This window comes from Cupriavidus sp. 05T41 (assembly GCF_056396525.1).
On sequence record NZ_JBFTLQ010000010.1, the window covers coordinates 32,381 to 47,678 of the forward strand.

Below are 15,298 nucleotides of genomic sequence, written 5' to 3' on the forward strand. Positions count from 1 at the left end.
AGGCCGGTCCGGGCGCGCCCGCGCCCTTGCCGGTCCGGGTCAAGCCCTGCCGCCTTGTTGCCTTGCCGGCGCTACAGGTAGCCGCCCAGCGACAGCATCTCGGTCAGCACGATGCCGGCGAGGAAGCCGCCGGCCAGCAGCAAGGCGGTGACGATCAGGCGGTTGGTGCGACGCTGCTCGGAGATCAGCGCGCCCAGCAGCTTTTCCTGGTTATTGTTGTCCACCAGCGCGCGGCGCTCCAGGAACTGGTGCGCCAGGCGCGGGAAGTCCGGCAGCATCTTGGCCCATTGCGGCGCTTCCACCTGGATGCGTTCCCAGGCGCCCTTCCAGCCCACCTGCTCGTGCATCCATTTCTCAAGGAAGGGCTTGGCGGTCTTCCACAGGTCCAGGTCGGGATCGAGCTGGCGGCCCAGCCCTTCGATATTCAGCAGGGTCTTCTGCAACAGCACCAGCTGGGGCTGGATCTCGACGTTGAAGCGGCGCGAGGTCTGGAACAGGCGCATCAGCACCATGCCCAGCGAGATCTCCTTGAGCGGCTTGTCGAAATAGGGCTCGCAGCAGGCGCGCACCGCGCTTTCGAGTTCCTCCACCCGCGTGTCGGGCGGCACCCAGCCGGATTCGACGTGCAACAGCGCCACCCGATGGTAGTCGCGGCGGAAAAAGGCGATGAAGTTCTGCGCCAGGTAGTTCTTGTCGAACTCCGAGAGCGCGCCGACGATGCCGAAGTCGAGCGCGATATAGCGGCCGAGCGTCTCCGGTGCCACCGATACGAGGATATTGCCCGGGTGCATGTCCGCATGGAAGAAGCCGTCGCGGAAGACCTGGGTGAAGAAGATCTCCACGCCCTCTTCGGCCAGCTTGTGCATGTCGACGCCGGCCGCCTTGAGCGCTTCGTTGCGCGAGATCGGGATGCCGTGCATGCGCTCCATCACGAAGACTTCCCTGCTGCAGAAATCCCAGAACACCTCGGGCACCAGCAGCAGCTGGGTATCGCTGAAATTGCGGCGCAGCTGGCTGCAATTGGCGGCCTCGATCATCAGGTCGAGTTCGTCGTGCAGGTATTTGTCGAACTCGGCCACCACCTCGCGCGGCTTGAGGCGCTTGCCGTCGGCCCAGAAGCGCTCCAGCCAGGTGGCGAGGTCGCGCATCAGCGCCAGGTCGCTGTCGATCACGGGCAGCATGCCAGGGCGCAGCACCTTTACCGCCACCTCGCGGCCGTGGCTGGAGCCGCCCTTGAGCGTGGCGAAGTGCACCTGCGCGATCGACGCGCTGGCCACCGGCTGGTGGTCGAAGCTCTCGAACAGCGTGGCCAGCGGCCGGCCGAGCGAACGCTCGATGATCTTGACCGCCACCACCGGATCGAACGGCGGCACCTGGTCCTGCAGCTTGGCCAGTTCATCGGCGATATCGGCCGGCATCAGGTCGCGCCGGGTAGAGAGCACCTGGCCGAACTTGACGAAGATCGGCCCGAGGCGCGTCAGCGCCAGCCGCAGGCGTTCGCCGCGCGGCATGTCGAGCTTGCGCCCGATGGTGATGACCCGCACCAGGAAGCGGATGCGGCGGCTTTTGAAACCGGACAGCACGAGTTCGTCCAGCCCGTAGTAGAGGACGACGAAAACAATCTTGCAAAGGCGCAGGAAGCGGGTCATGCAGGTTCTTCAGTATTTGGGCGGTACGGATTGGCCGGGGCAGGCAATACAGGCGACGTGCGTGGCATCGGCAAGGCGCTGGCGGGTTCAGCGGTGGGCTGACGGCAGGCTGCCCGCCCCGCCCGCCGCGCCGCCTTGCATGCGGGCGCCCTGCTCGAGCTTCTCCAGCCGCTTCTCCAGCCGCGCGAGATCGTCGCCGAGCGCGCGCACCCCGGTGCCGAGCTCGTCGAGCGCGGCATGGCGCACCAGCGTGGGCTGCTCGTCGAGCAGGTATTCGGTCACGTTCTCGACCAGCGTGCGGCCTAGCCGCGTGGCCTGCGCATGGACCTCCTGCGCGCCCTGCACCACCCGCTGCGCCACGCTGTCGCTGAGCGGTCCGCCCAGGATGCCCCGCAGCGCGCGCGACAAGTCCTCGGCGGCGTCCCAGCGCAGGTTGCGCGCCAGCATCGACACCGTATTGGCCAGTTCGGCGTCGCCTTCGATGCGCACATGCTTCATCGCCGCCGCCTGCCCGCCGCTGGCCACGTCGGACGCCACCAGCGGCCATTGCTGCAGCGGCACGGTCAGCGTCACCGCCGGCTCTTCCACCGCCGGCGCCAGCTCCGTCAGTCCCTGCCCGGTAATGCGCAGAGCCAGCGTAAACGCGGCCGCATCGAAGCGGATCACGCGGCCGGCGAAAGGCTGGAGCAGCGAAACCGCCCAGGGCTCCTGCTCCAGCAGATGATTCAGGGCAGTGATGGGGGGCGCGGTCAGGGGGGTGGGAAGGGTGGGCATAGGAACGGGGTGGGCTGGGGGCGGGGCCTTTCAGTTTTCAGTGCTGACGGGTTGGAATCGGCTTGGCCGGCGGGCCGGTGCCTGCGCGGCCGCGCGGCCGCCACTGGAGAAGACGCGCCTCCTTGCACCCGCACCGCATCGCCGAACAAAAAAAGCCCACGTTTTCACGTGGGCCTCCATTCTAAGCCACCTGCCGGCCGCGCAGCAGCCGGCCGGACAAGAAGGACTGACGCGGTCAGGAAACCTGCTGGATCCCCGCCAGCACCCAGCCGCCGCTACCGCTGACGGGCTTGGCCAGGTTCCAGACTTCGGCAAACGGCTGCGCCGGATCGCCCGCCTTTTCACGGATCATGCCGGAGAAGCGCACGCTCGCCAGATGCTGCGCCGGGCTGTCTTCGATGCCCAGCAGCTCGGCTTCCAGCGTGACGACGTCGGTCTTGTTGACCTCGGCGCCGCGCTCGGACAGGTCCATCTTGATCTCGGCGAACATCTCGGGCGTGGTGAACTCGCGGATGTCCTCGAGGTTGCCGGCATCCCACGCGGTCTGCAGACGCACGTAGTAGACCTTGGCATTGCGCAGGAAGGCCTCGGTATCGAAATCGGCCGGCACGCCCCAGGGCTGGGCTGCCGCCACGGCGCCCGCCGCGCCTGCCATGACCGGCGCGACCGGCGATTGCGACGCAGCAGGCGACGCCATCACGGGATTCGACGCAGCCGCCGGCGCCTGCTGGCGCAGCGTCGGTTCGCTGCCGAGGCCATTGCCGCCACCGGCGCCGGCGTAGGCCGGCTGCTGCGGACGGCTTGCGCCGCCACGGAACTTGCGGATCAGCCACATCGCCACGAAGACCACCAGGGCGATCAGGATCAGGTTGGACAGGAAGCTCATCGCCGCCCCGCCCAGGCCGAAGTGCGACAGCAGCCAGCCGATACCCAGGCCGGCGGCGATGCCGCCCAGCATGCCACCCCAGTTGCGCTTGGGCGCGGCCGCTGCGGCTGCGCCCGCGGCGGCGCCAGCCGGTGCGGCCTGCTGGGCCGGTTGCTGCGCAGGCGGCTGCGACGGCTGCTGTTGCGGCGGGGTCTGCTGGCGCTGCGTCACGCCGGACGATTGCTTGCCAATGCTGCGCGACCCGCCCAGGCGTTTGGCGTTGGCATCGAGTGCCAGGCCGAGGGCCAGTGTGCCGATCAGCACACATGCCATGAATTTTCCACGAAATAGCGACATATCAGTGCTTCCCCTGTTAAGTTCGCTCAATTTTTGCTGAGCCTTTATTGTCTAGTACTTTCGTCCGACGTGAAGCGCCACGACGCCCGCGGTCAGATTGAAGTATTCGACATTCTCCAGGCCCGCATGTTCCATCAGGCGTACAAGTGAAACCTGGTCTGGATGCATTCTGATGGATTCCGCCAGATAACGATAGCTGTGGGAATCCTGGGCCACGCGCTCGCCAAGCCATGGCAGTACCTTGAAAGAATAGATGTCGTAGGCCTTTTCCAGCGGCTTCCAGACCTTGGAAAACTCCAGCACCATCACCTTGCCGCCCGGCTTGACCACGCGGCGCATCTCGGCAAGCGCGGCATCCTTGTGGGTCATGTTGCGCAGGCCGAATGCCACGGTGACGAGGTCGAAGTGGTTGTCCGGGAACGGAATGCGCTCGGCGTCACACAGGCAGACCGGGGTGACGATGCCCTTGTTCAGCAGGCGGTCGCGCCCCACGCGCAGCATCGATTCGTTGATGTCGGTCAGCCAGACCTCGCCGGTCGGACCCGCCTGGCGGGCAAAGGTCTTGGACAGGTCGCCGGTGCCGCCGGCGATGTCGAGCACCTTGAAGCCCGGCCGCACGCCGGCCTGGGCGATCGTGAACATCTTCCACAGCCGGTGCATGCCGCCCGACATCAGGTCGTTCATGACGTCGTACTTGCTGGCCACCGAATGGAAAACGCCGGCCACCTTGCCGGCCTTCTCATCTTCATTGACCTTTTCGAACCCGAAGTGGGTTTCGCTCATGACTTGCTCCGTAAATCAGTAATCGCGCGCGCGGCGCTCAAGCTCAATGGTTGCCGCAGGCGTGGCCGCCGGCGGCGGGCATCGGGGCGTCGCGGTCGACCCCGGCTGCTTCCAGTCGCTTCAGGTAGGCCTGCCAGGTCGCGTCGTGCTCCGCGCCGAGGCGGTAAAGCAGTTCCCAGGAAAAGATGCCGGTATCGTGCCCGTCGGAAAAACGGATCAGGACGGCATAGTTGCCCACCGGCTCGACGGCGACGATGGTCACGTCGCGCTTGCCGGTCTGCAGGACTTCCTGCCCGGGACCGTGGCCCTGCACTTCGGCCGAGGGGGAGTTGACGCGCAGGTATTCGAAGGGCAGCCGGAAGGCGGCGCCGTTGTCGAAGCCCACCTCCAGCACGCGCGACTGGGTGTGCACGGTAAGGGCGGTGGGATGGGGAGTATCTTTTTCGAGGCCTGCCATGATGTGTGGCGCGCGGCTGCAAGCGGGCCGCAGATTGCGGCCGCACCGCCCTCACGCTTCGTGTACGACCCGATAGCTTACCGCAGCCGCCTCGCCTTGCCCACTTTGCCGGCTCTGGTCCGCTTCCCAGTGCGCCCCGTCCGCGGCCACATAGCGCAGCCGGCGGCCATGGAATGCCGCCACCGTGCTGCGGTGGGCGATGCTGACGATGGCCGCGCCGGGCAGCGACTCCACCATCAGGCGGTACATCGCTTCCTCGGTTTCCTCGTCGAGCGCGCTGGTGGCTTCGTCGAGGAACAGGTAATCCGGCCTTTGCAGCAGCGCGCGCGCAAAGGCCAGCCGCTGCTGCTCGCCCGGCGACAGCCGCAGCGACCAGTTGTCGAATACGTCGAGCTGCCCGGTCAGCGCGCCCAGCCTGGCCTGGACCAGCACTGCCTGCAGCGATTCCCGGCTGTGCACGGTGCCGGCGTCCGGATAGGCCAGCGCGTCGGCCAGCGAGCCGATCGGCAGGTAGCTGCGCTGCGGCAGGAACAGCATGCGCGCCGCGCGCGGCATTGCCACCGTGCCGCTGCCATAAGGCCAGATACCGGCCAGCGCGCGGAACAGCACGCTCTTGCCGCAGCCCGAAGGCCCGCTCACCAGCCAGCGCTCGCCGGGCGCGATCTGCAGCGAGAACGGCGCCACCAGCGGGCGCTGCAGGATCTCGCCGCGGATCGTGGTGCGCACCGGCAGCGCCAGCGCCAGCGAATCGATGCGGATGGCCTCGGCGTCGGCCTGGTCGACCTCGATATCGCGCACGCCGGTGTGTTCCTGGTCCTGGCGCTCGGCCACGCGGATGGCATCGCGGAAATCGATCAGCCGGTTGGCCGCGGCCTTCCAGCCGACCAGCGTGGCGTAGCTGTCGACGAACCAGGACAGCGCGCCCTGCACCTGCCCGAAGGCGGAGCTCATCTGCATCAGCCCGCCCAGCGTCATCTTGCCGGCGAAGTAGCGCGGCGCCGCGACGATCAGCGGGAAGATGATGGCGAACTGGCTGTAGCCGGAATTCACGAAGGTCAGCCGCCGCGTGTAGCGCATCAGCTGGTTCCAGTTGGCGCGGATGCGGTCGAAGCGCGAGTGCAGGCCGGCCTGCTCGGTCGGCTCGCCGCGGTACAGCGCCACCGGCTCGCTGTTCTCGCGCAGGCGCACCAGCGTGAAACGGAAGTCCGCCTCGTACTGCTCCTGCTGGAAGTTCAGGCCGATCAGCGGGCGCCCCACCAGGTGAGCGATCAGCGAGCCGATCACCGCGTAGCCCACCGCGAACCACACCATATAGCCGGGGATGGTGACGGTGCTGCCGCCCAGCGCGAAGCTGATCGGCCCCGACACCGCCCACAGGATGCCGACGAAGGACACCAGCGTCACCACCGAATTGAGCAAGCCCAGCGAGAGCGTCAGCGCGCCGTCGGTAAAGGAGCGCAGGTCATCGGCCAGCCGCTGGTCGGGGTTGTCGGTGGCGTGGGTCTGCTCGATGCGGTAGTAGGCCTGGTGGCTGAGCCAGTGTTCCATGAACTGGCCGGTCATCCAGGTCCGCCAGCGCATCTGCAGCATCATGGTGTAGTACTGCCGCGAGATGGCCGCCACGATGAAGAAGCCCGCAATCCACGAAAAGCGGATCAGCAACTCCTTGAAGGAGGTGTAGTCATGCTGCTCCAGCGCGTTGTAGAACACCCGGTTCCACTCGTTGAGCAGCACGTTGATATAGACGATGCCGAGGTTGAGCGCCACCACGAAGCCCAGCAGCCCGAGCCCGGCCTTGCGGTCCTCGGATCCCCAGTAGGGCTTGATCAGATCCCAGGTCTCGACCACGCGCAGGCGGCTCTGGATCTTGAGGGCACGGGCCGGTACGGCCGGGCCGGGAACGGTAACGGAGGTCGGTGTGGACATGGCACCTTTCGCGCAAGCAGGACACGCACGGCCGGCGGCCTGCGCTAGTGGGAGATATTAGCCTCTTAGAAGCCGGCAGCGCGTGCCAGGTTCCGTGACCCCTTCAACGCGTTGCGCCGGCCCGGCGTGGACGCGCCCTAGCCGGCGTCCGCGATGCCCGCCAGCGCATCGCGCAGCACCGGCAACCGCGACGCCAGCTCCGCCACCCGCGCGGCATCGGCCTCGCGCTGCGGCGCGGCCCACACGGCTTCCGGGAAATGCGTGTCCCAGCGATAGCGCGGAATGATATGCCAGTGCAGGTGCGGCACCATGTTGCCGAAAGCGGCCAGGTTGACCTTGTCTGGCGTCATCACGTCGCGCACCGTGCGCTCCACGCGCGCCACCAGGCGCATCAGCCAGGCCTGGTCCTCGTCGGAGAGGTCGGTCTGCTCGGCCACATGGTCGTTCCAGACCACGCGGCAGAAGCCCGGGAAGCGCTCGTGCTCGACCAGGATGACCCGGGCGCGCTCGCCGCGCCAGACCAGTTCGCCGCCGTCGGACTGGCACAGCGGGCAGGCAGCGGCGCGCGTCACACCAGCACCCGCTCGATGCCGCCCGAGTTGGCCTTGGCGACGTAGTCGGGCATCCAGTTCTCGCCCAGCAGGTGCTTGGCCATCTCGACCACGATGTAGTCGGCCGTGACGGTGGCATCTTCCTTGTAGCGCGACAGGCCTTGCAGGCAGGACGGGCAGCTGGTCAGGATCTTGACGTCACCGGCGAAGCCGTCGGTGCGCAGCTTGTCCGCGCCCCTGGTCATCTCCTCTTCCTTGCGGAAGCGGATCTGCGTGGAGATGTCCGGGCGGCTGACCGCCAGCGTGCCCGATTCGCCGCAGCAACGCTCGTTCTTCTCGATCTTGCCGCCGCCTTCGTTGCCGCCCATCAGCTCGTTGACGAGCTTGGTGGGGTCCATGGTCTTGATCGGGGTGTGGCAGGGATCGTGGTACATGTAGCGCGTACCGGTCACGCCTTCCAGCTTGACGCCCTTCTCGAGCAGGTACTCGTGGATGTCGATGATGCGGCAGCCGGGGAAGATCTTGTCGAATTCATAGCCGGCGAGCTGGTCGTAGCAGGTGCCGCAGCTCACCACCACGGTCTTGATGTCGAGGTAGTTGAGCGTATTGGCGACCCGGTGGAACAGCACCCGGTTGTCGGTGACCATCTTCTCGGCCTTGTCGTACTGGCCGTTGCCGCGCTGCGGGTAGCCGCAGCACAGGTAGCCCGGCGGCAGCACGGTCTGCACGCCCACATGCCACAGCATGGCCTGCGTGGCCAGGCCGACCTGCGAGAACAGCCGCTCCGAGCCGCAGCCCGGGAAGTAGAACACCGCCTCGGTCTCGGGCGAGGTCCGCTTCGGGTCGCGGATGATCGGCACGATCTCGTTGTCCTCGATATCGAGCAGCGCGCGCGCGGTCTTCTTGGGCAGGTTGCCCGGCATCTTCTTGTTGATGAAGTGGATCACCTGCTCCTGCACCGGCGCGCGGCCCACCGTGGCGGGCGGCTGCGCGGTCTGCTTCTTCGCCAGCTTCTTGAGCAGGTCGTTGCCCAGGCGCTGCGCCTTGTAGCCCCAGTCGATCATGACCTTGCGGGTCATGTTGATGGTCTGCGGGCTGGTGGCGTTGAGGAAGAACATCGACGCCGCCGTGCCGGGGTTGAATTTCTTCTGCCCCATCTTGCGCAGCAGGTTGCGCATGTTCATCGACACGTCGCCGAAATCGATCTTGACCGGGCACGGCGTCACGCACTTGTGGCAGACCGTGCAGTGGTCGGCCACGTCGGAGAACTCGTCCCAGTGCTTGATCGAGATGCCGCGCCGGGTCTGCTCCTCGTACAGGAAGGCCTCCACCAGCAGCGAGGTCGCCAGGATCTTGTTGCGCGGGCTGTACAGCAGGTTGGCACGCGGCACGTGGGTGGCGCACACCGGCTTGCACTTGCCGCAGCGCAGGCAGTCCTTGACGCTGTCGGCAATGGCGCCGATATCGCTCTGCTGCATGATGATGGACTCATGCCCCATCAGGCCGAACGACGGCGTGTACGCATTGCGCAGGTCCGCGCCCGGCAGCAGCTTGCCCTTGTTGAAGCGGCCCTGCGGATCCACGCGCTGCTTGTACTGGCGGAACTCGCCGATCTCGTCCTCGGTCAGGAACTCCAGCTTGGTGATGCCGATGCCGTGCTCGCCGGAAATCACGCCGTCGAGCGAGCGCGCCAGCGCCATGATGCGGGCCACCGCGCGGTGGGCGTCCTGCAGCATGTCGTAGTCGTCGGAGTTGACCGGGATGTTGGTGTGCACGTTGCCGTCGCCGGCGTGCATGTGCAGGGCCACGAAGACGCGCCCGCGCAGCACCTGCTTGTGGATCTTCTGCGCCTCGTCCAGGATGGGCTTGAACTCGCCGCCGTTGAAGATATTGCGCAGTTCGGCGCGCACTTCGCTCTTCCACGACACGCGGATGGTGCGGTCCTGCAGCAGGTGGAACACGTTGGCGTCCGGCTGCTGCGCGAGGCGCGCCTCGAAGGCCGGTCCGAGCAGGCCCAGGCCGTGGCCGATCAGCGCGGCGCGCGCGGTGGCCAGCGGCGTGTCGAGGTGGTCCTGCAGGTAGATCCAGCGCGAGCGGATCTCGCGCAGCAACTGCAGCGCGTGCTGCACGCGGTCTTCGAGCAGCTCGGCGCTGGGGATCTCGTTGGCGTCGTCGCTGCGGCCCAGCGGCAGGTTGCCGCGCGCGAAGAAGGCTTCCAGCGCGTCGGTCAGCTTGAGCTTGTTCTTGATCGACAGCTCGATATTGATGCGCTCGATGCCGTCGGTGTACTCGCCCATGCGCGGCAGCGGGATCACCACGTCTTCGTTGATCTTGAAGGCGTTGGTGTGCTTGGCGATGGCGGCGGTGCGGGAACGGTCCAGCCAGAATTTCTTGCGCGCCTCGGGGCTGACCGCGACAAAGCCTTCGCCGCTCTTGCCGTTGGCCATGCGGATGACTTCCGAGGTGGCGCGGGCCACCGCGTCCTGGTCGTCGCCGACGATGTCGCCGATCAGCACCATCTTCGGGAAGGCGTTGCGCTTGCTCTTGGTGGCGTAGCCGACCGCGCGCAGGTAGCGTTCGTCCAGGTGTTCCAGGCCGGCCAGGATGGCACCGCCCGGCGTGCGCGACTCGGCGTCCAGGTAGTCCTTGATCTCGACGATGCTGGGGATGGCGTCGCGGGCCTGGCCGAAGAATTCCAGGCAGACCGTGCGCACGTGCGCCGGCATGCGATGCAGGATCCAGCGGGCGCTGGTGATGATGCCGTCGCAGCCTTCCTTCTGGATGCCGGGCAGGCCGGCCAGGAACTTGTCGGTGACGTCCTTGCCCAGGCCTTCCTTGCGGAACTTGCGCCCTTCGATGGCAAGGGTTTCCGTGCGCAGCGGCTTTTCGCCGGGCGCGCGGTTGCCGTCCGACCACTTCAGCTCGAAGGTGGCGACCGGCACGTCATGGATCTTGCCCAGGTTGTGGTCCAGCCGGGTGACTTCCAGCCAGTTGCCTTCCGGGTCCACCATGCGCCACCAGGCCAGGTTGTCGAGCGCGGTGCCCCACAGCACGGCCTTCTTGCCACCGGCGTTCATGGCCACGTTGCCGCCGATGCACGACGCATCGATCGAGGTCGGGTCGACCGCGAACACCAGCCCTGCCTTGTCGGCGGCATCCGCCACGCGGCGCGTCACCACGCCGGCGCCGGAGAAAATGGTGCCGACCTTGTGCGACACGCCCGGCAGGTCGGTCTGCTCGACCGGCCCGAGCTGTTCCAGCTTCTCGGTGTTGATCACCGCGCTCATCGGCGTCAGCGGCACGGCGCCGCCGGTATAACCGGTGCCGCCTCCGCGCGGGATGATGGTCAGGCCCAGCTCGAAGCAGCCCTTGACCATGCCGGCGATCTCTTCCTCGGTGTCCGGGGTGAGGACGACAAAGGGATATTCCACGCGCCAGTCGGTCGCGTCGGTCACATGCGAGACGCGCGACAGGCCGTCGAACTTGATGTTGTCCTTCTGCGTGATGCGTCCCAGCACGCGCTGGGTGCGCTTGCGCAGCTCGTAGGCGTCGGCGAATTCCTGCTTGAAGTCCTCGATGGCCTGCTTGGCAAAGCTCACCAGCTGCTCGACGCGGTGGGAACGGCCTTCGGCGGCCGGCTCGGCGTGCTCGGCACGGTCGGCGGCACGGCGCTTCTCCACTTCGGACAGGCGGTGATGCAGCGCCGTCACCAGCATCTGGCGGCGCTTGGGATTCTCGAGCAGGTCGTCCTGCAGGTACGGGTTGCGGCGCACCACCCAGATATCGCCCAGGACTTCGTACAGCATGCGGGCCGAGCGGCCGGTGCGGCGTTCGCTCCGCAGTTCGTCCAGGATGCGCCAGGCCTCTTCGCCCAGCAGCCGGATGACGATCTCGCGATCCGAGAAAGACGTGTAGTTATAGGGGATCTCACGCAGGCGCGGCGGGGCATCCTGCGCGGCGAGTTTGGCATCGAGCACGAGTGGGGCGTTCATGGGGAGGGACCGCTACCTGTAGCGCACGGGGACGGTGCGCCGGATCGTCTTTAAAGGGCAATTGTACTTCAAGGCCTGCTTTCGCCGCACCGCAGCATGCGGGAATGGAATACCCCCCGCCGCTCCCGCCAACCCGCCCGCACCCGCGAATCCGCTCTAGAACAGGCTTCTGAGGCCGGCGCCGATACCACGCCAGAAGCTGTCCGGCACCGTCAGCAGGGCGCCGGTCATGGCGAGGTAGCGCAGGAACTTGCCGATCGCCATGTATACAAGGCTAGGCCAGAATGGCAGCCGCAACCACCCCGCCAATGTGCACAGAGGATCACCAATACCCGGCAGCCAGGAGGCCAGCAGGGTGGGCGGGCCCAGGCGGCGCATCCAGCGGAAGTAGCGCTTGTCGAGCGCCGGCCTGCGCGGCTGGCGCGGATGGCGCCGGTGCTCCGCGTGCTCCGTTTCGTGCTCGCGCTGCTGGCGATGCTTGCGGTAGCGCACCAGCGCCAGCTTGGCCGCGTAGCCCAGCCACCAGTCGATGGCGCCGCCGATGGTGTTGCCCAGCGTGGCCACCACGATAGCCGGCCAGAACATGTGGGGGTTGAGCTTGATGTAGCCGAATACGGCCGGCTCGGAGCCCAGCGGCAGCAGCGTGGCCGATATCAGGCTGACCACGAAGATGGCCGGCAGCCCCACCTTGGGCAGGGCCACGGTGCCGAACAACCAGTCGATGAAGCCTTCCATGGGCAAAAGCCGTCCTGTAGTGCCGCGCTGCCCCGGGGCCCGCCGCAAGGGGGCAACCCGCATGGCATACACGGTTGATTTGTGATTAACTGTTAGAGCCTGACGCGGATAAACGTTCGCGGTCCAGTCGCGGTCTGGCCGTTTTTTGCCGCATGGATTCCATTGTCGGCGCCCGCCGCACCCTAGCAGCCGCAGCACCCGCAGTACCAACATCACGAAATAGCCGTCACCAGCAAACGGCAGTAACGCGTCGTGGCCAGTCCCGCGCAGCATTTCGGGATTCGCGGATTGGTCATGCACGTGTCCACCCACATGGAGACAAGCATGGCGATTCCTATCCGCCTGACCGTCAACGGCCGCATCATCGACGCCCAGGTAGACCCCACCACCCTTCTCGTCCAGTTCCTGCGCGAGCACCTCCGGCTCACCGGCACCCATGTGGGCTGCGACACCGCCCAGTGCGGCGCCTGCACCGTGCACCTGGACGGCCGCGCGGTCAAGTCGTGCAACCTGCTGGCAGCCCAGGCGGACGGCACCACCATCACCACCATCGAGGGCCTGGCCCCCGAAGGCCAGCTCCACCCGATGCAGGAAGCCTTCCGCAACTGCCACGGCCTGCAGTGCGGCTTCTGCACGCCCGGCATGGTGATGAGTGCCACCGCGCTCGTCAAGGCGCAGCCGAATGCCGACGCCACCGCCATCCGCGCGCAGCTCGACGGCAACCTGTGCCGCTGCACCGGCTACCACAATATCGTGCGCGCCGTGCAGGAAGGCCAGGCTGCGATGCGTGGCGCCACCGCCAGCGCCGAATAAGGGGACAGCCATGAACGCACCCGACAACCAGCACCTCATCGGCGCCTCGGTCAGGCGCAAGGAAGACTACCGCTTCCTGACCGGCAACGGCCAGTACACCGACGACGTCGTCCTGCCGCAGCAGAGCTACGGCTACTTCCTGCGCTCGCCGCACGCGCACGCGCGCATCGCCTCCATCGACAAGACCGAGGCCCTGGCCTCGCCCGGCGTGATCGCCATCTTCACCGGCGACGACATCGCCGCCGACAAGGTCGGCGGCCTGCCCTGCGGCTGGCTGATCCACAGCATCGACGGCAGCCCGATGAAGGAGCCGCCGCACCCGGTGCTGGCGCAAGGCAAGGCCCGCCACGTGGGCGACCAGGTCGCGCTGGTGGTGGCCGAGACCCTGCAGCAGGCCAAGGACGCCGCCGAAAAGATCGAGGTGGACTACGAAGAGCTGGAAGCCGTGGTCCACACCGCGCAGGCCGCGTCCGCCGGTGCGCTGGTGCACGACGACGTGCCGCAGAACACCAGCTATGTGTGGGGCCACGGCGACCGCGCCGCCACCGACGCCGCCTTCGCCAGGGCCGCGCACGTGACGACGCTGGATATCGTCAACAACCGCCTGATCCCGAACGCCATCGAGCCGCGCGCCGTCAACGCCAGCTACACCCGGCAAGATGACAGCTACACCGTCTACGTCGCCAACCAGAACCCGCACGTGGAACGCCTGCTGATGGGCGCCTTCGTGCTGGGCCTGCCCGAATCGCGGCTGCGCATCATCGCACCGGACGTCGGCGGCGGCTTCGGCTCCAAGATCTTCCTGTACGCGGAAGACGTGGCGCTGACCTGGGCCTCGAAGAAGGTAAAGCGCCCGATCAAATGGACCGCCGAGCGCTCGGAATCCTTCCTCACCGACGCGCACGGGCGCGACCACGTCACCAAGGCCGAACTGGCGCTGGATGCCGACGGCAAGTTCCTGGCGATGCGGGTGCACACCACCGCCAACATGGGCGCATACCTCTCGACCTTCGCTTCGAGCGTGCCCACCATCCTCTACGCCACGCTGCTGGCCGGGCAGTACACCACGCCTGCCATCTACGCCGAGGTGCGTGCCGTATTCACCAACACCGCGCCGGTGGACGCCTACCGCGGCGCCGGACGCCCGGAAGCCACCTATGTGGTCGAGCGGCTGGTGGAAGCCGCCGCGCGCGAGCTGAAGATGGACCCGGCCGAACTGCGCCGCAAGAACTTCATCCGCGAGTTCCCCTATGCCACCCCGGTCGGCCTGACGTACGACACCGGCGACTACGAGCCGTGCCTGGCGCGCGCGCAGGAACTCGCCGACGTGAAGGGTTTCCCCGCGCGCAGGGACGAAGCAAAGCAGCGCGGCAAGCTGCGCGGCCTGGGCTATTCCTGCTACATCGAGGCCTGCGGGCTGGCGCCTTCGAATATCGCCGGCGCGCTGGGCGCGCGCGCGGGGCTGTTCGAAGTGGGCGAGATCCGTGTCCACCCGACCGGCACCGTGACGGTGTTCACCGGCTCGCACAGCCATGGCCAAGGGCATGAAACCACCTTCGCGCAGGTGGTGGCGGACCGCCTGGGCATCGCGCTCGACGCGGTGGAGATCGTGCACGGCGATACGGGCCGCGTGCCCTTCGGCATGGGCACCTATGGCTCGCGCTCGCTGGCGGTGGGCGGCTCGGCCATCATGAAGGCGCTCGACAAGATCGAGGCCAAGGCCAAGAAGATCGCGGCCCACCTGCTGGAAGCCTCCGATGCCGACATCGAGTTCAAGGACGGCGTATTCAGCGTGGCCGGCACCGACCGCAGCAAGACCTTCGGCGAGATCGCGCTGACGGCCTACGTGCCGCACAACTATCCGCTCGACAAGCTCGAACCCGGCCTCAACGAGAACGCCTTCTACGACCCGACCAACTTCACCTACCCGTCCGGCGCCTATATCTGCGAGGTGGAAGTGGACCCGGACACCGGCGAGAGCCATGTGGTCAAGTTCACCGCGGTGGACGATTTCGGCAACATCATCAACCCGATGATCGTGGAAGGGCAGGTGCACGGCGGCATTGGCCAGGGGCTCGGCCAGGCGATGCTGGAGCAATGCATCTACGACGACAGCGGCCAGCTGCTGACCGGCTCCTACATGGACTACGCCATGCCGCGCGCCGACGACCTGCCGGACTTCACCGTGGAGACCGCCAAGGGCACGCCCTGCACGCACAACCCGCTGGGTGTGAAGGGCTGCGGGGAGGCCGGCGCCATCGGCTCGCCGCCGGCCTTCATCAATGCGCTGGTGGATGCGCTCGCGCCGCTGGGCGTGCGCGACATCCAGATGCCCGCCACGCCGCATCGCGTGTGGCAGGCGATCCGCCAAGCGCAAACCGCCAACTGAATCGGAG

The 15,298-nt window shown here is 67.1% G+C and carries 11 protein-coding genes; 2 read left to right on the forward strand and 9 right to left on the reverse strand.

What is annotated here, in order from left to right; all coding sequences use genetic code 11:
* Positions 1–71: 71 nt before the first annotated feature.
* The 9 genes from ubiB to AC1DKV_RS08150 form a co-directional block, all read right to left on the reverse strand.
* Complete coding sequence (ubiB, locus tag AC1DKV_RS08110) at positions 72–1,649, reverse strand: ubiquinone biosynthesis regulatory protein kinase UbiB (protein ID WP_441613629.1); 1,578 nt, start codon at positions 1,647–1,649, stop codon at positions 72–74.
* An 87-nt stretch (positions 1,650–1,736) separates the two neighbouring features.
* On the reverse strand, positions 1,737–2,423 hold the full coding sequence (locus AC1DKV_RS08115) for a ubiquinone biosynthesis accessory factor UbiJ (protein ID WP_441613630.1): 687 nt from the start codon (positions 2,421–2,423) through the stop codon (positions 1,737–1,739).
* A gap of 235 nt (positions 2,424–2,658) precedes the next feature.
* Positions 2,659–3,645, reverse strand: a complete 987-nt coding sequence (locus tag AC1DKV_RS08120) for a Tim44 domain-containing protein (protein ID WP_441613631.1) — start codon at positions 3,643–3,645, stop codon at positions 2,659–2,661.
* A gap of 51 nt (positions 3,646–3,696) precedes the next feature.
* The gene (gene ubiE, locus AC1DKV_RS08125) at positions 3,697–4,428 is read right to left on the reverse strand and encodes a bifunctional demethylmenaquinone methyltransferase/2-methoxy-6-polyprenyl-1,4-benzoquinol methylase UbiE (protein WP_441613632.1); all 732 of its coding nucleotides are present in this window, start codon (positions 4,426–4,428) and stop codon (positions 3,697–3,699) included.
* 43 nt (positions 4,429–4,471) lie between these two features.
* A complete protein-coding gene (locus AC1DKV_RS08130; protein WP_441613633.1) occupies positions 4,472–4,885 on the reverse strand; it encodes a gamma-butyrobetaine hydroxylase family protein in 414 nt (137 codons plus the stop codon).
* A gap of 51 nt (positions 4,886–4,936) precedes the next feature.
* On the reverse strand, positions 4,937–6,811 hold the full coding sequence (locus AC1DKV_RS08135) for an ABC transporter ATP-binding protein/permease (RefSeq protein WP_441613634.1): 1,875 nt from the start codon (positions 6,809–6,811) through the stop codon (positions 4,937–4,939).
* A gap of 137 nt (positions 6,812–6,948) precedes the next feature.
* A complete protein-coding gene (locus tag AC1DKV_RS08140) occupies positions 6,949–7,383 on the reverse strand; it encodes an HIT family protein (protein WP_441613635.1) in 435 nt (144 codons plus the stop codon).
* Positions 7,380–11,354, reverse strand: a complete 3,975-nt coding sequence (locus AC1DKV_RS08145; RefSeq protein WP_441613636.1) for a DUF3683 domain-containing protein — start codon at positions 11,352–11,354, stop codon at positions 7,380–7,382. Before AC1DKV_RS08145 ends, AC1DKV_RS08140 begins: the two co-directional genes overlap by 4 nt.
* A gap of 156 nt (positions 11,355–11,510) precedes the next feature.
* A complete protein-coding gene (locus AC1DKV_RS08150) occupies positions 11,511–12,089 on the reverse strand; it encodes a YqaA family protein (protein WP_441613637.1) in 579 nt (192 codons plus the stop codon).
* A 324-nt stretch (positions 12,090–12,413) separates the two neighbouring features.
* Here AC1DKV_RS08150 and AC1DKV_RS08155 point away from each other — a divergent pair, with 324 nt between their 5' ends.
* Positions 12,414–12,902, forward strand: a complete 489-nt coding sequence (locus tag AC1DKV_RS08155) for a (2Fe-2S)-binding protein (protein ID WP_441613638.1) — start codon at positions 12,414–12,416, stop codon at positions 12,900–12,902.
* A 10-nt stretch (positions 12,903–12,912) separates the two neighbouring features.
* The gene (locus AC1DKV_RS08160; protein WP_441613639.1) at positions 12,913–15,291 is read left to right on the forward strand and encodes a xanthine dehydrogenase family protein molybdopterin-binding subunit; all 2,379 of its coding nucleotides are present in this window, start codon (positions 12,913–12,915) and stop codon (positions 15,289–15,291) included.
* Positions 15,292–15,298: the final 7 nt, after the last annotated feature.

What these genes read in the sequence shown, in the direction of transcription:
- AC1DKV_RS08145 (WP_441613636.1), bottom strand. Translation starts at nt 11,354, where the DNA reads ATGAACGCCCCACTCGTGCTCGATGCCAAACTCGCCGCGCAGGATGCC.
- AC1DKV_RS08160 (WP_441613639.1), top strand. Translation starts at nt 12,913, where the DNA reads ATGAACGCACCCGACAACCAGCACCTCATCGGCGCCTCGGTCAGGCGC.
- ubiB (WP_441613629.1), bottom strand. Translation starts at nt 1,649, where the DNA reads ATGACCCGCTTCCTGCGCCTTTGCAAGATTGTTTTCGTCGTCCTCTAC.
- AC1DKV_RS08130 (WP_441613633.1), bottom strand. Translation starts at nt 4,885, where the DNA reads ATGGCAGGCCTCGAAAAAGATACTCCCCATCCCACCGCCCTTACCGTG.
- AC1DKV_RS08150 (WP_441613637.1), bottom strand. Translation starts at nt 12,089, where the DNA reads ATGGAAGGCTTCATCGACTGGTTGTTCGGCACCGTGGCCCTGCCCAAG.
- ubiE (WP_441613632.1), bottom strand. Translation starts at nt 4,428, where the DNA reads ATGAGCGAAACCCACTTCGGGTTCGAAAAGGTCAATGAAGATGAGAAG.
- AC1DKV_RS08155 (WP_441613638.1), top strand. Translation starts at nt 12,414, where the DNA reads ATGGCGATTCCTATCCGCCTGACCGTCAACGGCCGCATCATCGACGCC.
- AC1DKV_RS08120 (WP_441613631.1), bottom strand. Translation starts at nt 3,645, where the DNA reads ATGTCGCTATTTCGTGGAAAATTCATGGCATGTGTGCTGATCGGCACA.
- AC1DKV_RS08135 (WP_441613634.1), bottom strand. Translation starts at nt 6,811, where the DNA reads ATGTCCACACCGACCTCCGTTACCGTTCCCGGCCCGGCCGTACCGGCC.
- AC1DKV_RS08115 (WP_441613630.1), bottom strand. Translation starts at nt 2,423, where the DNA reads ATGCCCACCCTTCCCACCCCCCTGACCGCGCCCCCCATCACTGCCCTG.